This is a genomic window from Rhizobium sp. A37_96, from assembly GCF_053521765.1.
This window is the reverse complement of sequence record NZ_JBNWDS010000013.1, coordinates 53485-75279: the sequence shown is the minus strand read 5'-3', so window position 1 is coordinate 75279 and position 21795 is coordinate 53485. Positions and strand designations below refer to the sequence as shown.

General features: G+C 61.1%; 16 protein-coding genes. 6 read left to right on the top strand and 10 right to left on the bottom strand.

Annotated features, from left to right (window positions below):
* Window positions 1-18 precede the first annotated feature (18 nt).
* A complete protein-coding gene (recG, locus tag ACQZ6J_RS25645; protein WP_449086189.1) occupies window positions 19-2121 on the bottom strand; it encodes an ATP-dependent DNA helicase RecG in 2103 nt (700 codons plus the stop codon).
* A 173-nt stretch (window positions 2122-2294) separates the two neighbouring features.
* On the opposite strand from recG, the gene ACQZ6J_RS25640 reads away from it, so the two are divergent.
* Window positions 2295-2609: an FAD assembly factor SdhE gene (locus tag ACQZ6J_RS25640; protein ID WP_163985811.1), complete on the top strand. Its 315-nt coding sequence runs from the start codon at window positions 2295-2297 to the stop codon at window positions 2607-2609.
* The gene (gene mfd, locus ACQZ6J_RS25635) at window positions 2606-6106 is read left to right on the top strand and encodes a transcription-repair coupling factor (protein ID WP_449086188.1); all 3501 of its coding nucleotides are present in this window, start codon (window positions 2606-2608) and stop codon (window positions 6104-6106) included. Before ACQZ6J_RS25640 ends, mfd begins: the two co-directional genes overlap by 4 nt.
* Before the next feature lie 120 nt (window positions 6107-6226).
* Here mfd and ACQZ6J_RS25630 read toward each other — a convergent pair whose 3' ends face one another.
* Entirely contained in the window at window positions 6227-7153 is a 927-nt protein-coding gene (locus ACQZ6J_RS25630) for an AraC family transcriptional regulator (RefSeq protein WP_449086187.1), read from the bottom strand.
* 98 nt (window positions 7154-7251) lie between these two features.
* On the opposite strand from ACQZ6J_RS25630, the gene ACQZ6J_RS25625 reads away from it, so the two are divergent.
* Window positions 7252-7989: an SDR family oxidoreductase gene (locus tag ACQZ6J_RS25625; RefSeq protein WP_449086186.1), complete on the top strand. Its 738-nt coding sequence runs from the start codon at window positions 7252-7254 to the stop codon at window positions 7987-7989.
* A 168-nt stretch (window positions 7990-8157) separates the two neighbouring features.
* Here ACQZ6J_RS25625 and ACQZ6J_RS25620 read toward each other — a convergent pair whose 3' ends face one another.
* Both ACQZ6J_RS25620 and ACQZ6J_RS25615 read right to left on the bottom strand, forming a co-directional pair.
* A complete protein-coding gene (locus ACQZ6J_RS25620) occupies window positions 8158-8829 on the bottom strand; it encodes a DsbA family oxidoreductase (RefSeq protein ID WP_163985807.1) in 672 nt (223 codons plus the stop codon).
* A 92-nt stretch (window positions 8830-8921) separates the two neighbouring features.
* Window positions 8922-10733 carry an extracellular solute-binding protein gene (locus ACQZ6J_RS25615; protein ID WP_449086185.1) on the bottom strand — a complete coding sequence of 604 codons (1812 nt, stop codon included), beginning with the start codon at window positions 10731-10733 and terminating at the stop codon, window positions 8922-8924.
* Between the two features lie 264 nt (window positions 10734-10997).
* Between ACQZ6J_RS25615 and ACQZ6J_RS25610 the strand changes: the two genes are divergently transcribed.
* Window positions 10998-11657 (top strand): invasion associated locus B family protein, encoded by a 660-nt coding sequence (locus tag ACQZ6J_RS25610; protein ID WP_163985805.1) that lies wholly within the window; start codon window positions 10998-11000, stop codon window positions 11655-11657.
* A gap of 244 nt (window positions 11658-11901) precedes the next feature.
* Here ACQZ6J_RS25610 and hspQ read toward each other — a convergent pair whose 3' ends face one another.
* The 3 genes from hspQ to ACQZ6J_RS25595 form a co-directional block, all read right to left on the bottom strand.
* On the bottom strand, window positions 11902-12231 hold the full coding sequence (gene hspQ / locus ACQZ6J_RS25605; RefSeq protein ID WP_163985804.1) for a heat shock protein HspQ: 330 nt from the start codon (window positions 12229-12231) through the stop codon (window positions 11902-11904).
* A gap of 214 nt (window positions 12232-12445) precedes the next feature.
* On the bottom strand, window positions 12446-13855 hold the full coding sequence (glnA, locus tag ACQZ6J_RS25600) for a type I glutamate--ammonia ligase (RefSeq protein WP_163985803.1): 1410 nt from the start codon (window positions 13853-13855) through the stop codon (window positions 12446-12448).
* 62 nt (window positions 13856-13917) lie between these two features.
* Window positions 13918-14256, bottom strand: coding sequence for a P-II family nitrogen regulator (locus ACQZ6J_RS25595; RefSeq protein ID WP_015339877.1), 339 nt, complete (start codon window positions 14254-14256; stop codon window positions 13918-13920).
* A 348-nt stretch (window positions 14257-14604) separates the two neighbouring features.
* On the opposite strand from ACQZ6J_RS25595, the gene ACQZ6J_RS25590 reads away from it, so the two are divergent.
* Window positions 14605-16080, top strand: coding sequence for an NAD(P)H-hydrate dehydratase (locus tag ACQZ6J_RS25590; protein WP_449086184.1), 1476 nt, complete (start codon window positions 14605-14607; stop codon window positions 16078-16080).
* 108 nt (window positions 16081-16188) lie between these two features.
* On the opposite strand, the gene ACQZ6J_RS25585 is transcribed toward ACQZ6J_RS25590, so the two are convergent.
* On the bottom strand, window positions 16189-16995 hold the full coding sequence (locus ACQZ6J_RS25585; protein ID WP_449086183.1) for a DUF72 domain-containing protein: 807 nt from the start codon (window positions 16993-16995) through the stop codon (window positions 16189-16191).
* Between the two features lie 33 nt (window positions 16996-17028).
* On the bottom strand, window positions 17029-19950 hold the full coding sequence (gene uvrA / locus ACQZ6J_RS25580) for an excinuclease ABC subunit UvrA (RefSeq protein ID WP_449086182.1): 2922 nt from the start codon (window positions 19948-19950) through the stop codon (window positions 17029-17031).
* Window positions 19951-20221: 271 nt separating this feature from the next.
* Between uvrA and ACQZ6J_RS25575 the strand changes: the two genes are divergently transcribed.
* Window positions 20222-20791: a single-stranded DNA-binding protein gene (locus tag ACQZ6J_RS25575; protein ID WP_449086181.1), complete on the top strand. Its 570-nt coding sequence runs from the start codon at window positions 20222-20224 to the stop codon at window positions 20789-20791.
* Between the two features lie 281 nt (window positions 20792-21072).
* Here the strand turns inward: ACQZ6J_RS25575 and ACQZ6J_RS25570 are convergent, their stop codons facing one another.
* On the bottom strand, window positions 21073-21705 hold the full coding sequence (locus ACQZ6J_RS25570; RefSeq protein WP_449086180.1) for a MarC family protein: 633 nt from the start codon (window positions 21703-21705) through the stop codon (window positions 21073-21075).
* Window positions 21706-21795 lie beyond the last annotated feature (90 nt).

Genomic DNA, 21795 nt, shown 5'->3' with positions numbered 1-21795 from the left:
GGCACCGCGCCCATCCGTTCATCCCGCCCGAAGGAACCGGATCGCTTCGTCGCGGCGGAAGAGATAGAGCAGGGTGCGCACCGCCATGCCGCGCTCGCCGGTCAGCTCCGGATCGCGCTCGATGAGATAGGCGGCATCCTTGCGGGCGATTTCCAGAAGGTCGGCATGGGCCTCGAGGCTGGCGATGCGGAAGCCGGGCGTGCCGGACTGGCGCGTTCCGAGAAGCTCGCCTTCGCCGCGCAGCTTCAGATCTTCTTCGGCGATACGGAAGCCGTCCTCGGTATCACGCATGATCGATAGCCGTGCGTGACCGGTTTCGCCGAGCGGCCCTTTGTAGAGCAGGATACAGGTGGAGGCTTCGTCGCCGCGACCGACACGTCCGCGCAGCTGATGCAGCTGAGCCAGGCCAAAACGCTCCGCGTGTTCTATGACCATGATGGTCGCGTCAGGTACGTCGACGCCCACCTCGACAACGGTCGTGGCGACCAGCAGGCGGATCTCGCCGTTCTTGAAAGCCATCATCACGGCATCTTTTTCCGGCCCGCTCATTCGGCCATGAATGAGACCGATGCCCGGACCCAGCGCCTTGGTCAGCGTCTCATGACGCTCCTCGACCGACATTAAATCAGATTCTTCGGATTCCTCCACAAGCGGGCATATCCAATAGGCTTTCTTGCCTTCGGAAAGCGCACTTCTCAGCCGGCCGACGATATCGCCCGTTCGCTCGTTTGGAATGGTGATCGTCTGGATCGGTTTGCGCCCGGCCGGCTTCTCGGTGAGCTTGGAAACGTCCATGTCACCGAAAGCGGCCAATACCAGCGTGCGCGGGATAGGCGTTGCAGTCATGACGAGCATATGCGGCGAGATACCCTTGGCGGTCAGGCGCAGGCGCTGGTGGACGCCGAAGCGATGCTGCTCGTCGACGACAGCCAACATGAGATTGGCATAGGCGACGCTGTCTTGAAACAAGGCATGCGTGCCGATGATGATCTGCGCCTCGCCGGAGGCTATGCGCTCCAGGATCGCATCCCGCTCGCGTCCCTTGGTGCGCCCCGTGAGAACTTCGACGGAAAGGTTTGCATTTGCTGCGAGTTTCGAGATTGTAGCATAATGCTGGCGGGCAAGAATTTCAGTCGGCGCCATCAGCACCGCCTGGCCGCCGCTTTCGATCACGGCGGCGATCGCCATCAGCGCAACCAGCGTCTTGCCGGCGCCGACATCACCCTGCAGCAGCCGGAGCATGCGCTCCGTGCCCGCCATATCCTTGAGGATATCGGCAACCGCGTCACGCTGGCTGTTCGTCATGGAGAAGGGAAGGGATTCCAGTATCTTGCGGCTGATTTCTCCAGTCGCATGTACGGGCTTTCCAGCCACCTTGCGCAGTCTTTGGCGCACGAGAGATAGGGAGAGCTGCCCCGCCAGGAACTCGTCATAGGCAAGCCGCCGGCGTGCCGGCGCTTGCGGGTCGATATCGGCCGCATCCCTTGGCGCGTGCAGCATATGGAAGGCATCGGAGATCGTGGGAAAGCCCTGCTTCTGGGCAAGCGCCGGATCGTCCCACTCGGGCAGTTGCGGGATGCGCGGCAATGCCGCCTCGATGGTCTTGCGCAGGAATTTCGGCGAGAGCCCGGCGGTCAACGGGTAGACCGGTTCGACCAGCGGCAGGTTTTCCGCCTCGCTTTCGCGCATGATATAGTCCGGGTGCACCATGGAGGGGCGGCCGTTGAACCAATCGACCTTGCCGCTGACCGTAACGGTCTCATCGACCGGCAGCTGCTTTTCGAGCCATTGCGCCTTGCCGCGGAAAAAGACCAGCGCAAGCTCGCCGGTTTCGTCATGCAGATAGACGCGGTAGGGAATGTTGCTGCGCGCGGGGGGCGGCTGATGCCGGTCGACGCGACCGGTAATGGTGACGATGGCCCCCTGCGGCGCTCTGGCGATACCGGGCTGTTCGCGCCGGTCGATGATCGAGTGCGGCGCGTGGAAAATGAGGTCGATGACGCGGCAGTCGTCGATCGTCTCGCGGTCGAGCAGCTTTACCAGCAGCTCGGACACCTTCGGCCCGACGCCGGGCAGCGAGGATATGGAGGCGAACAACGGATCGAGGATGGCGGGACGCATGGCCGGCAAAATGCGACGGGCAGGGCGCGTTTGGCAAGGGGCAGCGGCGGGCACGACGTCCTTGAGGCCAACACTCCCCCGAAAATTGCGCTTCCGGCGCTTTTTTCTGAAAAACCGGTTCCCACCTTTCGATGCTGGTTTTATAGAGACGCATCAACATAAAGGTGTTTTCAATGACTGGGCTCACCCTCAGCAGTGCCGATCTCGATCCCCGCCGTCGGCGCATCCTTTTTCGCTGCTGGCATCGCGGCGTTCGCGAGATGGATCTGGTTTTCGGCCAGTTTGCCGACAACGAGCTGCCGGGCCTCCCCGAGGCCGATCTCGATGAGCTGGAGCGCATCATGGCCGAGGAAGACAATGATCTTCTCAGGTGGATCCTCGGTAGCCAGCCAACGCCGCAGCATCTGCAGACGCCTCTCTTTGAGCGCCTGGCGTCCTACAGGCCCGATTTCGAAGAGATCGCCGAAAGGTTCGGACTAACGAAATGATCCCCGGTTTCGACGCGAAGAAGCTGCTCGCCGCAAGCGAGCCGATGACGATCGGTCATGTCCCGGCCGGCCTGGAGCCCTTCCTGATTGCCGAGATGGCAAAGGCCGGCCAGCCGATCGCCTATGTCATGTCCGACGGCCAGCACATGGCCGATGTCGAACAGATGCTCGGCTTCATCGCGCCCGAAATACCGGTGCTTACCCTGCCTGCCTGGGATTGCCTTCCCTATGACCGCGTTTCGCCGAGTTCCGACACATCGGCCCGGCGTCTGGCGGCATTGTCGGGTCTCATTGCGCACCATCGCAAGCCACATGCGGCCATTGTGCTCGTCACCGTCAATGCCATGCTGCAGAAAGTCGCGCCGCAGGACATTATCGAGAGCCTAGCGTTCTCGGCCCGGCCCGGCAACCAGATCCGCATGGACGATATCGCCAGCCGCCTCGAGCGCAATGGTTTCGATCGTGTAGCCACGGTGCGCGAAGTCGGCGAATTTGCCGTGCGCGGCGGCATTCTCGACGTCTTCGTTCCGGGCACGGAAGAGCCGGTGCGTCTGGATTTCTTCGGTGACACGCTGGAAAGTATCCGCAGCTTCGATCCGGCCAGCCAGCGCACGACGGGGCAGGTACGCTCGCTCGATCTCAATCCGATGAGCGAGGTAACGCTGACGCCGGATACGATCAGCCGCTTCCGCAAGAACTATCTCTCGGCATTCGGGGCAGCCACGCGCGACGACGCGCTCTATGTCGCCGTTTCCGAAGGGCGCCGCTACGCCGGCATGGAGCACTGGCTGCCGCTCTTCTACGAGAAGCTGGAGACGGTATTCGACTATCTCAAGGGTTTCCGGCTGGTGACGGATCATACCGTGCGCGAGGCGGCCGAGGAGCGCTCCAAGCTCGTCTTCGACTATTACGACGCCCGTCTGCATTCCGGCCAACCCGCCAAGGGTCAGATGGCGCAGGGCACTCCCTACAAGCCGGTGACGCCCGGCCAGCTCTATCTCGACGGCAAGACTTTCGGCAATGCGCTCGATGCCTTCGGCGCCATTCGCATCTCGCCATTCAACGAGCACGAAGGCGAGGCGCGTCGCGTGATCGAGCTTGATGCTCGGCAGGGGCCGCGCTGGGCGCGGTCCGCGACCGATAACGCCGACAGCGAGCGCGTCAACGTCTTCGATGCCGTCGTCAAGCATATTGCCGACAAGCGGGCCGCGGGTGGCAAGGTGCTGATCTCGGCCTGGACGGAAGGTTCGCTCGACCGCCTCCTGCAGGTGCTGTCCGAGCATGGGCTGGCACGCGTCAAGACGATCGAGGCTTTCAAGGATCTCGGCGGATTGGCGAAAGGCGAGGCGGCTGCGGCAGTGCTCAGCCTGGAAGCGGGTTTCGAAGCGGGCGACCTTATCGTCGTCGGCGAACAGGATATTCTCGGCGACCGCATGGTGCGCCGCTCCAAGCGCCGCAAGCGCGCCGCCGACTTCATCTCGGAAGTGGCGGGGCTGGACGAGGGCTCGATCGTCGTTCATGCCGAGCATGGTATCGGCCGCTTCGTCGGGCTGAGGACCATCGAGGCCGCCGGCGCACCGCATGCGTGCCTTGAGCTGCGCTATGCCGACGACGCCAAGCTGTTCCTGCCGGTCGAAAACATCGATCTCCTGTCGCGCTATGGCGGCGAGGGCACCGAGGCGCAGCTCGACAAGCTCGGCGGCGGCGCCTGGCAGATGCGCAAGGCCAAGCTCAAGAAGCGCCTGCTCGATATGGCCGGCGCCTTGATCCGTGTCGCAGCCGAGCGCCTGACCCGGCATGCGCCGGTACTCAGCACGCCGGATGGCCTCTATGACGAGTTTGCCGCTCGCTTCCCTTATGACGAGACCGACGATCAGATGAACGCCATCGAAGCGGTGCGCGAGGATCTTGGTGCCGGCCGGCCGATGGACCGCCTCGTCTGCGGCGACGTCGGCTTCGGCAAGACGGAAGTGGCGCTCCGCGCCGCTTTCGTGGCCGCCATGAACGGCGTGCAGGTCGCAGTCGTCGTTCCGACGACCTTGCTCGCCCGCCAACATTTCAAGACCTTCTCCGAGCGCTTCCGCGGCCTGCCGATCCGGGTGCAGCAGGCGTCGCGCCTCGTCGGTTCCAAGGAGCTTGCCCTCACCAAGAAGGAAGTGGCCGACGGCAAGACCGATATCGTCGTCGGTACGCATGCGCTGCTCGGCGCTGGCATCCAATTCGCCAATCTCGGCCTGCTCGTCATCGATGAGGAGCAGCATTTCGGCGTCAAGCACAAGGAGCGCCTGAAGGAGCTGAAGAGCGACGTGCATGTGCTGACGCTGTCGGCGACGCCGATCCCGCGCACGCTGCAGCTGGCGATGACGGGCGTGCGCGAGCTGTCGCTCATCACCACGCCGCCGGTCGACCGCATGGCGGTGCGCACCTTCATATCGCCGTTCGATTCGCTCGTGATCCGCGAAACGCTGATGCGCGAGCATTATCGCGGCGGCCAGAGCTTCTATGTCTGTCCACGCCTTGCCGATCTCGCCGATATCCACGCCTTCCTGCAATCGGATGTGCCGGAGCTGAAGGTGGCCGTCGCGCATGGCCAGATGCCGGCCGGCGAGCTGGAAGACATCATGAATGCCTTCTACGAAGGCCGCTATGACGTGCTCCTCTCGACCACCATCGTCGAATCCGGCCTCGACGTGCCAACAGCCAATACGCTGATCGTCCATCGGGCAGATATGTTCGGCCTTGCGCAGCTCTATCAGCTCCGTGGCCGCGTCGGACGTTCCAAGGTCCGCGCCTTCGCGCTCTTCACGCTGCCGGTCAACAAGGTGCTGACGACGACGGCTGAGCGTCGGCTCAAGGTGCTGCAGTCGCTGGATACGCTCGGTGCGGGCTTCCAGCTCGCCAGCCATGACCTCGATATCCGCGGCGCCGGCAATCTGCTCGGCGAGGAACAGTCCGGCCATATCAAGGAAGTCGGTTTCGAGCTTTACCAGCAGATGCTCGAGGAGGCCGTCGCCGAGGTCAAGGGCATCGACGAGATCCAGGATACCGGCTGGTCGCCGCAGATCTCCGTCGGCACGCCGGTCATGATCCCCGACAATTACGTGCCGGATCTACACCTGCGCATGGCGCTCTATCGCCGCCTCGGCGAGATCACCGAAATCAAGGAGATTGACGGTTTCGGCGCCGAAATGATCGATCGTTTCGGCCCATTGCCGATCGAGGTGCAGCATCTCCTCAAGATCGTCTACATCAAGTCGCTCTGCCGCATTGCCAATGTCGAGAAGCTGGATGCCGGCCCGAAGGGCGTCGTCGTGCAGTTCCGCAACAAGGAATTCCCGAACCCGGCCAACCTCGTCGGCTACATCGCCAAGCAGGGCACCATGGCCAAGATCCGCCCCGATCACAGTGTCTTCCTGACCCGCGATCTGCCGACGCCGGAAAAGCGGCTGCAGGGCGCGGCCGTGGTCATGACCCAGCTGGCGGAGCTCGCGAAATAGGGAGGCGGGCTTTCAGCGCTCTTTCGGCTGACAAAAGCCCCGTTTCTTTTTCGGTTTCAAGCACGCCGCTGCCAGCTTCGAATACCCCCGGCAATCGCCTTGCGGAACGCAGCCAGCTGTCTATGGCGTAGATGCGGCTTCACGTTGCATATTCGAGCGCCGCATGAAGCGTCCCGGGGGCAAGCCGACATGGCGACTGAAGGCGGTGCTGAACGTGCTGGCCGATCCATAGCCAACCCGCATCGCCACCTCATCGAGCGCCATCTTTCCGTCGCGCAACAGGTTTTTCGCAACGGCCATTCGCCAAGCCAGCAGATATTCCATGGGCCTGAGCCCGACCAGGCGCAAGAAGCGATCGAAGAAGGCTGAACGGGACATGGCGGCCTCGCTTGCCAATTCCGGAATTGTCCAGGCCCGCTCGATATCACCGTGCATGCCGCGCAGAGCGGCTGCAATCCGGGCGTCGGCAAGCCCACGCAGGAGACCCGGTTGCGCTTCTCGCGCAGGGGCGGCACGCATCGCTTCGATGAGCAGGATTTCCGCGAAGCGTTCAAGGATAAGGTCGCGGCCGATATTTTCGCCAGTTGCTTCCTCGCCGACCAGATGCACCAGCTGCGCCAGCCGCGGAACCCCGCGAATGTGGATCATCCGCGGCAGGAGCGAGACCAGCAAGGCTGCATCGGGCGAACCGAACGAGAACCAGCCGCCGAACTGTCGAACGTCGGCAGGCCCATGTTGTCGGCCATAGCGAATTTCCCCGGCGGGCGGCGGTGCTGTTTTCGGATCGATGTTCAGAACCGTTGCGGGCTCGAAGCCGGACATGGTGAAGGCCGGCGTGGCCGGCAGCAGGACGAAGTCACCTTCTTCGAGAACGACCGCTGCTTCGCCTTCGACCGCCAGTCGGCATCGTCCTTCAATCACCGCGCAGAAACCCGGTTGGCCGAATTCGGCATAGCGCACAGCCCAGCGTCCGGCGCCGCTGATCTCCTTCGAGAAGACGGCACGAGGTCGAAGGAGCTGGATCACGTCAGTAAGCGGGTCAGGCATTCTGGACTTTTGCGAATGAAATTCGGACGAATGATTGATGATAGTCCTAATTATGTCCGTTACATCGGTCTCGTCAACGAAGATCACAGGAGATCGACATGAATACTGTCCTTATCACCGGCTGTTCGTCCGGCTACGGGCTGGAGACCGCCCGGCATTTTCACGCGCAAGGCTGGACCGTCATCGCCACCATGCGCACCCCCCGCACAGACCTGCTGCCCGAGTCGGTTCGCATCCTGCCATTGGACGTGACCAGTGCGCAGAGCATCGCGGCTGCGATCGAGGCGGCGGGGCCGATCGATGTTCTGGTGAACAATGCGGGGATCGGCGTCGTCGGCGCCTTCGAGGCGACGTCGATGTCGCATGTGCGCAAGGTATTCGAGACCAACACCTTTGGCGTGATGGCGATGACCCAGGCAGTTATTCCGCAGATGCGCGAGCGCCGGTCCGGAGTGATCGTGAATGTCACGTCCAGCGTGACGCTGGCATCGATGCCGCTGGCGGCGGCCTATACTGCCAGTAAGCAGGCCATTGAGGGTTTTACCGGGTCGCTTGCCCATGAGTTGGCCGCCTTCGGAGTGCGTGCGAAACTCGTGGAGCCCGGCTATGCGCCAACGACGCGGTTTGCGGCAAACACCGATGTTCCGGTCATGGACCTGATCCCCGAAGCCTATCTCGATTTCGCTCGGCCGATTTTTGCGGGGTTTGCCAATCCACCCCTCACGACAAAGGAAAGCGACGTGGCCGCGACGATATGGCTCGCCGTCAACGATGGCTCAGACCGACTGCATTATCCGGCGGGGGAAGATGCAGTCGCATTGGCAGGGCTGGCCTGAGGGGAGCAGCACCGATCAGCGACCCTTCCCGATGATCGGTGCCTTGAAACGTTCGGTTTGCGGCCGGGCCTGAATTCCATGCACAGCCGCTTCCGGCGCTCACGGATATCTCGTGCCCGAAAGCAATGGAAAGCATCTGCCGGCTGTCGCAGAAGCGGCTGACGCCGCTCAATTCATCCCGGCTCGGGCCTCGGCCTTCATCTTGGCGATATCGCGCAGCGCGCCGGCGATCACATCCGGGGTCTGGGCGCCGCTGACGGCATATTGCTGGTCGAAGATGAAGAAGGGCACGCCGGTGACGCCGATCTTCTGCGCGGCGTCGATTTCGGCTACGATGAGGTCACGGTCGGCATCCGAGGCAAGCAGTGTGGCGACGACGGAGCGGTCGAGCCCGGCATTTTCAGCGATATCGAGCAGAACCGCGTGGTCGCCGACATTGCGGCCCTCTTCGAAGTTGGCCTTGAAGAGGGCGTTGACGACCTTGTCCTGCTTTTCGCGGCTTTCCGTGACGGCCCAGTGGATCAGGCGATGGGCGTCGAGTGTGTTCGGGCCGATCTTGATGGCGTCGAAATCGAACTTGATGCCCACTTCGCGGCCGAGATCGGTCAGCATCTTGTGTCCCTGCGCCACACGCTCGGCGCCGCCGAGCTTCTGCTCCAGCGCCTTCTTCTGGTCGACGCCTTCGGGCGGATAGTCCGGGTTCAGACGATAGGGGCGCCAGTTGAGGTCGACACCCACTTCGTCCTGCACCTCCGCAATCGCCAGCTCCAGGCGGGCTTTGCCGAGATAGCACCATGGGCAGACGACGTCTGAGACAATATCGATCGTGATGCGTTCCATGGTTTCGTCCTTTCGGTCTCCGGGCTGATCCTCCCCATCTATGCCTAAGTGGCGATGGCTTCAACCAGTTACCGAAAGGGAACCAACCGGCATCATTGCACCGAGGCGTCCCACCAGACGGGCAACTGGTAGCCATAGAGCGGCAATATGTCGGGATGGGCGATGTGGCTTCGCCGCGCTACCCACTGCTGGGCGATATGATAGAGCGGCACGACGTAATAGCCCGAAATCAGGATGCGATCGAACGAGCGCACGGCGTCGCGAAAATCATCGGCGGAATGCGCCGTCAGAAAATGGTCGATCAGCGTATCGACGTCAGGATCCGCAACACCGGCAAAATTCAGGCTGCCCGGCGTCTTTGCGGCGACGGAACCCCATCGCCCGACTTGCTCGATGCCTGGCGACAACGACGAGGGATAGGATTTGACGATCATGTCGTAGTCGTAGCTTGTTGTGCGCAGCTGATATTGCGAATCGTCGACGGTGCGGATCGTGACGGCGATGCCGAGCAGCGCCAGCGAGCGGCGGTAGGCGAGGGCGATTCGCTCCTGATCCGCATTCTGCGTCATGATTTCGAAGCTGAGCTGCCGTCCGGCGCTGTCGACCATGCGCTCGCCCTTGATCGTATAGCCGCCCTGCTTGAGGAAGTTGACGGCCTTGCGCAGGATCTTGCGATCGCGGCCCGAGCCGTCGCTGACCGGGAGCTTGTACGTGCCGTCTAGTACATCGGCGTCGATATGATCCTTGATTGGGCCAAGCATGGCGAGCTCGTTGGCATCGGCGGGAGTGCCGAAGGACGAGAGATCGGAGTTCTGCCAGTAGCTTTCGGTGCGCGTATAGGCGCTGGAGGCAAGGCTACGGTTGAACCATTCGAAATCGAAGGCGAGCGCCAGGCCCTTGCGCACATTCTTATCGGCGAAGATCGGCCGGCGCGTATTGAACACGAAGCCCAGCATGCCGCTCGGCAGCTTCGGCGTGAATGTCTCCTTTACGACGGCTCCGGAGCTGACCGCCGGGAAATTATAGGCCTGCTGCCAGTGGGCGGGGCTGCCATCCTGATAGATGTCGAGATCGCCCTTCTTGAAGGATTCGAACACGGTCGTGTCTTGCAGGAAGTAGTTCACCACCACCTGATCGTAATTGTCGACGCCGACTTTCGTCGGAATGTCCTTGCCCCAATAGTCGGGATTGCGTTCGAAGACGATTCGCTGGCCGGGATCGACGCTTTTTACCCGATACGGGCCGGAGCCGATTGGGATGCTGAGTGTCGTGCGGTCGAAACTGTCAGGATCGGTCGCGTGCTTGGGCAGGATCGGCAGAGACGAGGCAATGATCAGCGGCGTCTCGCGGTTGGCCTTATCGTTGAAGCGGATCAGCACGCCATGATCGCCGACCTTTTCCATGCTGCCGATCGTGTCGAGCCAGGAGGAGAAGGGGATACGCCCCTTGTCGCGCAGGATCTGGAAGGTGAAGATCACGTCGTCCGGCGTCACGGGCTGTCCATCGGACCATTTGGCGCCGGGATTGAGGTTGAACTGGATATAGCTCCTGCTGTCGTCCCACTCGACCGTCTGCGCCAGCAGGCCGTAAAGCGTGAAAGGTTCGTCGCGCGAGCGCTGCATCAGCGGCTCATAGATGAGGTTGCCGAATTCCGGATCCCACATGCCGCGCGCCGTCGTGCGCATGCTCTTTAGAATGAAGGGATTGAGATTGTCGAAGGTGCCGACGACGCCATAGCTGATGCGGCCGCCCTTTTTGACATCCGGATTGACGTAAGGGAAATGCTTGAAGTCAGCCGGCAGCGCCGGATCTCCGTGCATGGCAATGCCATGGAGCGGCTGCGCCACTACGGCGTTGCACAAGGCTGCGAAGAACAGGAAGACAGCGATCCGGAGCGCTTGCATGGCATCCTTTCCGGTAAGGGTACGATTCGGCGGAACCTTATCATGAGCGTGCCGAATTCAACACGCGACCGCGGAATTCTTAGGTGTCGGCAGAAAAGACCAAAGAAAAGCTGGATATCCGCGCCAGTGCGATGTAACAGGAGTGCCGGGTTTCCCGGGTCATGTATTTGCCTTATTCATTCGACAGGTGAACGACGGTTTGACCCGAATTGCATGGGACGGCGCGCTGTCGTCCCGCAGCGGATTTCAGGAGGCGGTTTCGCTATGATGTTCAAGACTGACAACAAAATGCGGGCAGGTCTCTCTGCTCTGGCTCTCATGATCGGCGCGGCCATGCCGGCGGCCGCCTTTGCTCAGGATGCGTCCAACGCAGCTCCTGCCGACGGCGGTGGCGATCCCAACCAGCCGCGTCTGGGCTGGTACAAGACCTGCGCCAAGCAGGACGATGCCGATATCTGCATCGTGCAGAACCTGATCATGGCAAACAATGGCCAGCTGGTAACGGCTGTCGGCCTCATCTCCGTCGATGGCAAGGTCAACCGCAAGATCCTGCAGATTTCCGTTCCGACGGCTCGCCTGATCCCGCCCGGCATCACCATGCAGGTCGATGGTGGCAAGGGCCAGAAGCTCGACTACGCCGTCTGCCTTCCGGACAAGTGCACCGCCGAAGTGCCGCTGACGGACGCCATGATCGCTTCGCTGAAGAAGGGCACCGATGTGACCTTCACCTCGATCAACTTCCGTCGCGCACCGAACCCGATCAAGATTTCGCTCGGCGGCTTCGGCGCCGCCTATGACGGCCCGGCAATCTCCGACTCTAAGCTCGCTGAAAGCCAGAAGAGCCTGCAGGACAGCATGCAGAAGAAGGCTGAGGAAGCACGCAAGAAGCTCGAAGACGCGCAGAAGGCTGCCAAGCAGCAGTAAGCTTGCGAAACATCGTTTCATTGAAAAGCCCGGAGGAATCCGGGCTTTTTCTTTGTGACCAATCCGGTGGCCATGCCGCCGGAGCAATTCCAGGAAAATTGGGCAGCGGTTTTCCGTCTGGAATTGCGTAGAAACAAAGAGATAGAGCGGTTCCGCGATTCCACGAAACGCCGAGCCGCCTGAAACAAAAACGGAAGGCGTTGGGAGCGCCTTCCGCTTGAAATGGAACTGGTTTTACAAGTGCTTAGTGGGCGAAGCTCATCTTGGGCTTGAGCTGTCCCGTGGGCGCCTGGTCGAAAATCTGGGCAATCTGCGGATTGCGAAGCGGAAGGCCGCTTTCGTCGTTCACGAGATTCTGTTCCGAGACGTATGCGACATACTCCGTCTCGTCGTTTTCGGCGAGAAGGTGGTAGAAGGGCTGATCCTTGTCCGGCCGCACTTCTGCGGGAATGGAATTCCACCATTCCTCCGTGTTTGCGAATTCCGGATCGACATCGAAGACGACACCACGGAAGGGGAACATCCGGTGTCGAACCACATCGCCTATATTGAACTTTGCGTTGCGTTGTTTCATGGCACGACTTCCTTTCAAGTAATCATGTGGTGACTTTCACCACTGATATCAAGGATTTTGCCCCCATTCCTTCATCGAACCGTCACACTCGGCCCGGTTCCCCGCCGCGCGAATCGAGCTTGCAACACGCAATGGCTCTCGTGCGGTGGAATGGCCACCCGAAACGCGCGGCCAGTAAAAAGCCCCGGGCTAGCCGGGGCTTTCTCACTCGATATCAGACCGAATAGTACATGTCGTATTCGACCGGATGCGGGGTCATTTCGAAGCGCATGACTTCCTGCATCTTCAGTTCGATGAAGGCATCGATCTGGTCGTCGTCGAAGACGCCGCCGGCGGTGAGGAACTTGCGGTCCTTATCGAGGCTTTCCAGCGCTTCGCGCAGCGAGCCGCAAACCGTCGGGATCTTCTTCAGTTCCTTCGGCGGCAGGTCGTAGAGGTCCTTGTCCATGGCCTTGCCGGGATGGATCTTGTTCTTGATGCCGTCGAGGCCTGCCATCAGCATGGCAGCGAAGCCGAGATAGGGGTTGGCGGTCGGGTCGGGGAAGCGGACTTCGACGCGCTTTGCCTTCGGGTTCGAGCCGAACGGGATGCGGCAGGAGGCGGACCGGTTACGAGCCGAATAGGCGAGCAGAACCGGAGCTTCGTAACCCGGGACGAGACGTTTGTAGGAGTTCGTCGACGGGTTGGTGAAGGCGTTGATCGCCTTGGCATGCTTGATGATGCCGCCGATGTAGTAGAGGCAGCTTTCCGAGAGGCCTGCATATTCGTCGCCGGCGAAGGTCGGCTTGCCGCCCTTCCAGATCGACTGGTGAACGTGCATGCCCGAGCCGTTGTCGCCGAAGATCGGCTTCGGCATGAAGGTTGCCGTCTTGCCATAGGCATTGGCGACCTGATGCACCACGTACTTGTAGATCTGCATGCCGTCGGCACTGCGAACCAGCGTGTCGAACTTGATGCCGAGTTCGTGCTGGGCGGCCGCCACTTCGTGGTGATGCTTTTCGACGGTGACGCCCATCTCGGTGAGAACCGTCAGCATCTCTGAGCGCATGTCCTGAGCGCTGTCGATCGGCGGGACAGGAAAGTAGCCGCCCTTGACGCGCGGACGGTGACCGAGGTTACCGGTCTCGTAGTCGGTGTCGTCGTTGGACGGAAGTTCACTGGAATCGAGCTTGAAGCCGGTATTGTACGGATCGGCCTTGTACTTCACGTCGTCGAAAACGAAGAACTCGGCTTCCGGGCCGAAGAAGGCCGTGTCGCCGATGCCGGAGGCCTTGAGGTAGGCTTCTGCTTTCTTGGCGGTGCCGCGCGGGTCGCGATTATAGGCTTCGCCGGAGACCGGATCGAGGATGTCGCAGAGGATAACCATGGTGGACTGCGCGAAGAACGGATCCATGTGGGCCGTATCCGTATCGGGCATCAGCACCATGTCGGATTCATTGATGGCCTTCCAGCCGCCGATCGAGGAACCGTCGAACATGACGCCGTCGGCGAACATGTCTTCATCGACACAGATGATATCCATGGTGAGATGATGCAGCTTACCCTTGGGGTCGGTAAAGCGCAGGTCAACGAACTTGACGTCGTTATCCTTGATTTGTTTCAGAATGTCGCTTGCGGTCGTCATTAAATTACTTCCCTTGACTTAGATGACGATTAAACGAGCCTCGGCCGCAAGGGCCGGGCGGATTAGATGGCGTCGATGCCCGTTTCGCCGGTGCGGATTCGAATGACTTCTTCCACGTTGGAAACGAAAATCTTTCCGTCGCCGATACGGCCTGTTTGCGCAGCCTTGCGGATGGCCTCGATCACGGCCTCCGCATTTTCGTCCGCCAATACAACTTCGACCTTCACCTTCGGCAGGAAGTCGACGACGTATTCGGCTCCACGGTAAAGCTCCGTGTGGCCCTTCTGACGACCGAAGCCCTTCGCTTCCGTGACGGTGATGCCCTGCAGGCCGACTTCCTGAAGGGCTTCCTTCACTTCGTCGAGCTTGAAGGGCTTAATGATCGCTTCGATCTTTTTCATGAGAAAATGTCTCTCCGCTTCTCCTGTTACAGCAGGACTACTCCCCGCTCGGCCAACGTAATGCACGTATCATGCCAGTTGAGAATGAGCCGCCGTAAAAAATCCCGGCGAATTTGCACCGAGACGATGAATTGATGAGGATTTTTCGGAAAAATGGAAGCGATTTCGCGTGTAAATGCGTGGGATAAGCAAAATTTCCCGAAAAAGTGCCGCGCGCGTGATGTTTGTTCCTTAGCAAGGCCTTGAATGTTATTGTTTAATTCTTATGCAGATGCATAATAATCGATCAAATCGCGTGGCGAAATGGCGGTTGTTTTTGAGGCAGATTTCGCATCTATAATGTTCGCCATGATGTTGCCGCTCGCCGACCTGCTCCTCACCCCAGACGCCATGGCCGCCGTCGACAGCGCCGCCGCAGCGTCCGGCATTGATTCCTATGGACTTATGGAAAAGGCGGGGCAGGCCGTTGCCGGCGTCGCGCTCCGACACTTCCCCGAGGCCTTTCGATACGTTGTTCTCTGCGGGCCTGGCAACAACGGCGGCGATGGCTATGTGGCAGCCCGCGCCCTGCGACGGGCCGGCGCCGACGTGCAACTCTTCCATCTGGGCGACCCGCAGAAGCTCAAGGGCGACGCGGCCCGCACTTTTGCCGATTGTCCGGTCAGCGGAGAGCCGATCGGCGGCTATATACCTCGGCTCGGCGATGTCGTGATCGATGCCGTCTTCGGTGCCGGTCTCTCCCGCCCTGTGCCGGATGACGTGGCCGCCACGATCGCGCGGGTCGAGGCGGCGGGTGTTCCCGTGATTGCCGTCGATCTGCCGTCTGGCCTCGATGGGCGCAGCGGCCAGGTCCTTGGCGCAGCCTTCCGTGCCGCGCGCACGGTGACCTTCATGACGCGCAAGCCGGGGCATCTTCTCTTGCCGGGCCGTGAGCTTTGCGGAGATCTTGAGGTCTTCGACATCGGCATTCCCGGCCGCATCGTCCGGGCGCATGCCGATGGCTTGATCGCTGAAAACACGCCGGCGCAGTGGCAGGCGAAAATACCGTCAGCGGACGCCGACACGCATAAATACAAACGCGGCCATCTCGTCGTCTTTTCAGGCGGACCGAACGCAACGGGCGCCGCACGCATGTCGGCCATGGCCGGGCTGAAGGCAGGCGCGGGCCTTGTCACCATCGCATCGTCGCCGGAAGCGTTGAGCGTCAATGCGGGCCTGCTCACGGCGATCATGCTGCACCCCATCGCGGATGAAGCCTCGTTGCGGGAATGGCTTGCAGACCAACGCCTATCGACCTTCGTTCTCGGGCCTGGTTTCGGTGCCGGCGACAAGGCGAGACAATTCTGCCTTGCGCTCGCGGATCGCCATCTGGTGCTGGATGCGGACGGCATCACCTCGTTTCGCGATCAACCGCAGAAGCTCTTCGACGCCTTTGCCGAAGGTCCGACACGATTGGTGCTGACGCCGCATGAAGGGGAGTTTGGCCGCCTCTTTCCGGACATCGCCGCCGACGAAGCCCTGAGCAAGGTCGACAAGGCGAGGGCTGCTGCGGCGCGCGCTCATGCCGCCATCATCTACAAGGGAGCCGACAGCGTGATCGCCGCGCCGGATGGCCGGGCCCTGATCAACGCCAACGCGCCGCCCTGGCTTGCCACGGCCGGCTCCGGCGACGTGCTGGCCGGCATCGTCGGCGGCCTCATGGCGCAAGGAGCGCCGGCCTTCGAGGCAGCGGCTGCGGGTGTCTGGCTGCACGGCCTTGCCGGCCAGCATGCCGGCAAGGGGCTGACGGCCGAAGATCTCGTCGCCAGCGTCAAGCCGCTTTAGGGCCGTTCAGGGAAAACTGTGCAGCGGTTTTCCAACCGGAATTGCGTAAGAACAAAAGATGGAGCGCTGTCGCCATTCGAACAAAAGCGGAAAGGCTCCGGGAGGCCGCTACTTCGCGACCTCTGCCTGCAACGCAATGGCGCCGGGAGGCGCGTTTACCTTGCCCTCGTGGATCATGAAGGCGAAGACATCGCGCGGCTCGACCTTGACCTTGCGGCTCGTATCGATCAGCGGCAGATCATCCGGCACCTTGCCTTCAGCCCAGGTTTTCAGGCGATTGGCCCAGGCCTTGAGGTCCTGCGGCGGATAGCAGGTCTCGATATCGTCCGATCCCTTCTGCAGGCGGGCATAGACGAAATCAGCCGTGACATCCGCGATCATCGGATACTCGAAATGCTCTGCGCATACCGGCGCGACATTGTATTTTTCGAGCAGCGCAATGAACTCCGGCACCTTGAAGGAATCATGCCGGACTTCGACGACATGTTTCAGCGCAAGACCATCCTGCCTGGCCGGCAGCAGCTTCAGAAAGGCCTCGAAATCGTCCGGATCGAATTTCTTCGTCGGCGCGAACTGCCAGAGCAACGGGCCGAGGTGATCGCCGAGCTCGCTGATGCCGGATTCCAGGAAGCGTTGCATCGACTCGCCCGCCTCGGCGAGAACCCGGCGATTGGTGACGAAGCGCGTCGCCTTCAGGGAGAAAATGAAGCCGTCTGGAACGTCGGCGGCCCATTTGGCGAAGACCTCGGGCTTCTGCGTGCTGTAATAGGTGCCGTTGACCTCGATCACCTTCAGCTGGCGGCTGGCGTAGTTCAGCTCGTCCTTCTGCTTCAGCGTGTCGGGATAGAAGGTCCCGCGCCAGGGCTCGAAAGTCCAGCCGCCTATGCCTGTGCGGATTTCGCCCGCTTTGGTCATGCTCTCCTCCTTGGACGTTCAGTCGGGTGAAACTCACTCCGCTGCGGCAACCTTCTTCAGCGGACGCCGCTCCAGCAGTTCCTTCAGGAATTGCCCCGTATAGGAGCGCTTTTCCTTGACGATGGCTTCCGGTGTTCCCACGGCAACGATCTCGCCGCCGCCATCGCCACCTTCCGGACCGAAATCGAGGATCCAGTCGGCGGTCTTGATGACTTCGAGATTGTGCTCGATGACCACGACGGAATTGCCCTGATTGACCAGTTCGTGCAGCATTTCCAGAAGCTTGGCGACATCGTGGAAGTGCAGCCCGGTTGTGGGTTCGTCGAGGATGTAGAGCGTGCGGCCGGTCGATCGCTTCGACAGCTCCTTGGCTAGCTTGACGCGTTGCGCCTCGCCACCCGAAAGCGTATTGGCCTGTTGTCCCACCTTGATATAGCCGAGACCGACATCCTTCAGGCTCTGCAGCTTGTCGCGCACCGCGGGAACAGCGGCAAAGAAATCGACGCCTTCTTCGACCGTCATGTCGAGCACGTCCGCAATCGACTTGGTCTTGAAGGTGACGTCGAGAGTTTCGCGGTTATACCGCTTGCCATGACAAACGTCGCAGGTGACGTAGACGTCGGGCAGGAAGTGCATCTCGATCTTGATGACGCCGTCGCCCTGGCACGCCTCGCAGCGGCCGCCCTTGACGTTGAAGGAGAAACGGCCCGGCTGATAGCCGCGGGCCTTGGCCTCCGGCAATCCGGCGAACCAGTCACGGATCGGCGTGAAGGCGCCCGTATAGGTCGCCGGGTTCGAACGTGGTGTCCTGCCGATCGGCGACTGATCGATGTCGATCACCTTGTCGATATGCTCGAAACCGTCGATACGGTCGTGATCGGCGGGGATCTCGCGCGCACCCATGACGCGCCGCGCCGCCGACTTGTAGAGCGTCTCGATCAGGAAGGTGGATTTGCCACCGCCTGAAACGCCCGTGACGGCGGTAAACACACCGAGCGGGATGGACGCCGTAACGTTCTTGAGATTATTGCCCCTCGCGCCGACGACCTTGATTTCCTTGCCCTTCTTGGGCTTGCGGCGCTCTTCGGGAACCGGCACGCCGAGCTCGCCGGAAAGATATTTGCCGGTCAGCGACTTCGGGTTCGCCATGATATCCTGCGGCGTCCCATGTGCCACCACCTGGCCGCCATGCACGCCGGCTGCCGGGCCGATGTCGACGACATCGTCCGCCGTCAGGATCGCATCCTCGTCATGCTCGACGACGATCACGGTGTTGCCGATGTCGCGCAGGTGCTTCAGCGTCTCCAGAAGGCGGGCATTGTCGCGCTGATGTAGGCCGATGGACGGCTCGTCGAGGACGTAAAGCACGCCGGTCAATCCCGAACCGATCTGCGACGCCAGCCGGATACGCTGGCTTTCGCCGCCGGAAAGTGTCCCCGAGTTGCGCGACAGGCTGAGATATTCGAGGCCGACATCGTTCAGGAAGCGCAGGCGATCGCGGATTTCCTTGAGGATGCGTACGGCGATTTCATTCTGCTTGTCGGTGAAGGTATCGGGCAACACGTCGAACCAGTCGCGGGCAACGCGAATGGACATTTCCGCGACCTGGCTGATGTGCAGCTTGTTGATCTTGACCGCCAGGGCCTCCGGCTTCAGGCGATAGCCGTTGCAGGCCGGGCAGGGCGCTGCCGACATGAAGCGCTCGATCTCTTCGCGTGCCCAGGCGGAATCCGTTTCCTTCCAGCGCCGTTCGAGGTTCGGAACGATGCCTTCGAAGTTCTTGTGCGTGGTGTAGGAGCGCGCACCGTCGGCATAGTGGAATTCGATCTTGTCTTCCGTGCCGTTGAGGATGACGTCCTTGGCCTTGTCCGACAGCTCGTTCCAGCGGTTGCCGAGCTTGAAGCCATAATGCTTGCCGAGCGCTTCCAGCGTCTGATTGTAATAAGGCGAGCTCGATTTGGCCCAGGGGGCGATTGCGCCATCGCGCAGCGTGCGTTCCGGCTCCGGCACGATCAGATCCGGGTCGATCTTCTGCTGCGAGCCGAGACCGTCACAGGAAGGGCAGGCGCCGAAGGGATTGTTGAACGAGAACAGGCGCGGCTCGATTTCCGGTATGGTGAAGCCGGAAACCGGGCACGCGAATTTCTCCGAGAACAGCACGCGCTCGTGCGTCTCGTTCAGCGATTTGTTGGCCGAGCCGCCGGCAGCGGTTTCTTCCGGCGGCAGCGGCTTGTCGGCGAATTCGGCAACGGCAAGACCGTCCGCCAGACGCAACGAAGTCTCGAAGCTGTCGGCCAGGCGCGCGGCCATGTCCGGCCTGACCACGATACGATCGACCACCACGTCGATATCGTGCTTGTATTTCTTGTCGAGCGCCGGAACGTCGGCGATTTCGTAGAACTGCCCGTCGACCTTGACGCGCTGGAAGCCCTTTTTCATGAGCTCCGCCAGTTCCTTCTTGTATTCGCCCTTACGCCCGCGCACGAGCGGCGCCAGAATATAGAGCCTGGTGCCTTCCTCGTAGGCGAGAACGCGGTCCACCATCTGGCTGACCGTCTGGCTCTCGATCGGCAGGCCCGTGACCGGCGAATAGGGAACGCCGACGCGGGCAAACAGCAGGCGCATGTAGTCGTAGATTTCGGTGACCGTGCCGACTGTCGAGCGCGGATTGCGCGAGGTGGTCTTCTGCTCGATCGAGATAGCGGGCGAGAGACCGTCGATCTGGTCGACATCCGGCTTCTGCATCATTTCGAGGAACTGGCGCGCATAAGCCGAAAGGCTTTCGACATAGCGGCGCTGCCCCTCGGCATAGATGGTGTCGAAGGCCAGCGACGACTTGCCGGAGCCGGAAAGGCCGGTCATGACGATCAGCTTGTTGCGCGGCAGGTCGAGGTCGATGCCCTTGAGATTGTGCTCGCGCGCACCACGTATGGAAATAGTCTTCAGTTCGCTCATCGTCTTGTGCAGGTCCCTTGGAGTCTGCCTTTATTTAGTGATGCCGGCCCGCGTGTCGAGGCTGAAATGACGGGCGGGATCAGGTTTTCGATTCTGTTGACATCATCATAAGGACAAATTAGAACAAATAAAGAACAAAATGTCCTGTGGATATTTCTTTGTGGATGAAGAAGCCTTGGACGGTGCTGAAACAACACCTGATGGCGGCAATGGTCTAAGGTGTGCCGATGGAATTTAAGGGCCGTCGATGGGCGGCAAGTAGGGTGGTATCATGGCCGGTAGTGTGAATAAGGTAATTCTGGTTGGAAATCTCGGGGCGGACCCGGAAATCCGGCGCACGCAGGACGGTCGCCCGATTGCCAACCTCAACATCGCGACGTCGGAAACCTGGCGCGACCGCAATTCCGGCGAGCGCAAGGAAAAGACCGAATGGCACCGTGTCGTCATCTTCAATGAGGGCCTGTGCAAGGTCGCCGAGCAGTATTTGAAGAAGGGCGCCAAGGTCTACATCGAAGGCGCGCTGCAAACCCGCAAATGGCAGGATCAGAACGGCCAGGATCGCTATTCGACCGAAATCGTGCTGCAGGGCTTCAATTCCACCCTGACGATGCTCGATGGCCGTGGCGAAGGCGGCGGCTCCATCGAGGGCGGCGGCGGCCGTGGTGGTCGCGGCGGCGGTGACTTTGGTGGCGGCTACGGCGGCGGTGGCGGCGATTACGGTGGCGATGACTATGGCCAGCCACCTTCGCAATCCTCCGGTCGCGGTGCAGGCGCCGGCCGCGCCTCCAGCGGTGGCGGCAGCAATTTCTCGCGCGATCTGGACGACGACATCCCGTTCTGAGACCGGCGCAGAAGCCGATTGTTGAAAAGCCCGCCCTACGGCGGGCTTTTTCGTATGTTTCGATTCAGCGATGCCGCCCAGATGGCTTAATCGTCAGTTGTTTTATCGCTCGCGGAGCCTTTGAGCTCTTTCAGAATGGCCTTGGGCCTCTATGGTTGGAACGGCATTTTTCTCGGTGAGAATACCTGTCCTCGAGATCTCGTCACTCAGACAGGTGAACAAGGCTGTCTTCAGAAAGGCATACCCTTACTATTTGAAGAACGGCCTGACGATGGAGCCTTTCACGAAAGGGCCAACGCCGCCCTTGCACCGTCCACGACGAATTGCGCGGCAAGTGCCGCCAGGATGACGCCGAGCAATCGGGTCAGGATGGCGCGGCCGGTGGCGCCGAGCATGCGGTCGAGACGGTCGGAAATGGCGAGCGCGGCAAAGACAAGGCAGAGATTGGCGGCGATGACGCCGATCAGTTGCGCTCGGTCGAGCGTTGTCTGCAGCGATCCCGCCAAAAGGATCGTGGCGGAGATCGCGCCGGGGCCGGCGATCAGGGGCAGGGCGAGCGGAAAGACCGCGATGTTGCGGATATGGTCCTGGGTGATCGCGACTTCCGTCGTTTTCTCTTTCCGGTCCTGCCGCCGCTCGAACACCATCTCGAAGGCGATCCAGAAAAGCAGCAGGCCGCCGGCGATGCGGAAGGCGCCGATGGAGATGCCGAGGATGCCGAGCACGCTCGCTCCGAACAAGGCGAAGGCAGCTAGGATGAAGAAGGCGATCAGCGAGCCGCGCAGCGCCACCTGCTTGCGCTCGGAGCGATTCATGCCCGCCGTGAGGCCGATAAAAAGCGGCGCAAGCCCGGGTGCATCGACAGTGACAAGCAGTGTGGTGAAGGCATTGATCAGCGTGTCTGAGCTCGCCATATAGTCCCCGGTGCTTGTTCTGTCGTTGTTATCGGCCATTGTTATGCGAGGAACGAGCTTTCGCAAAGGCCCATGCGCTGCTATTGGCGG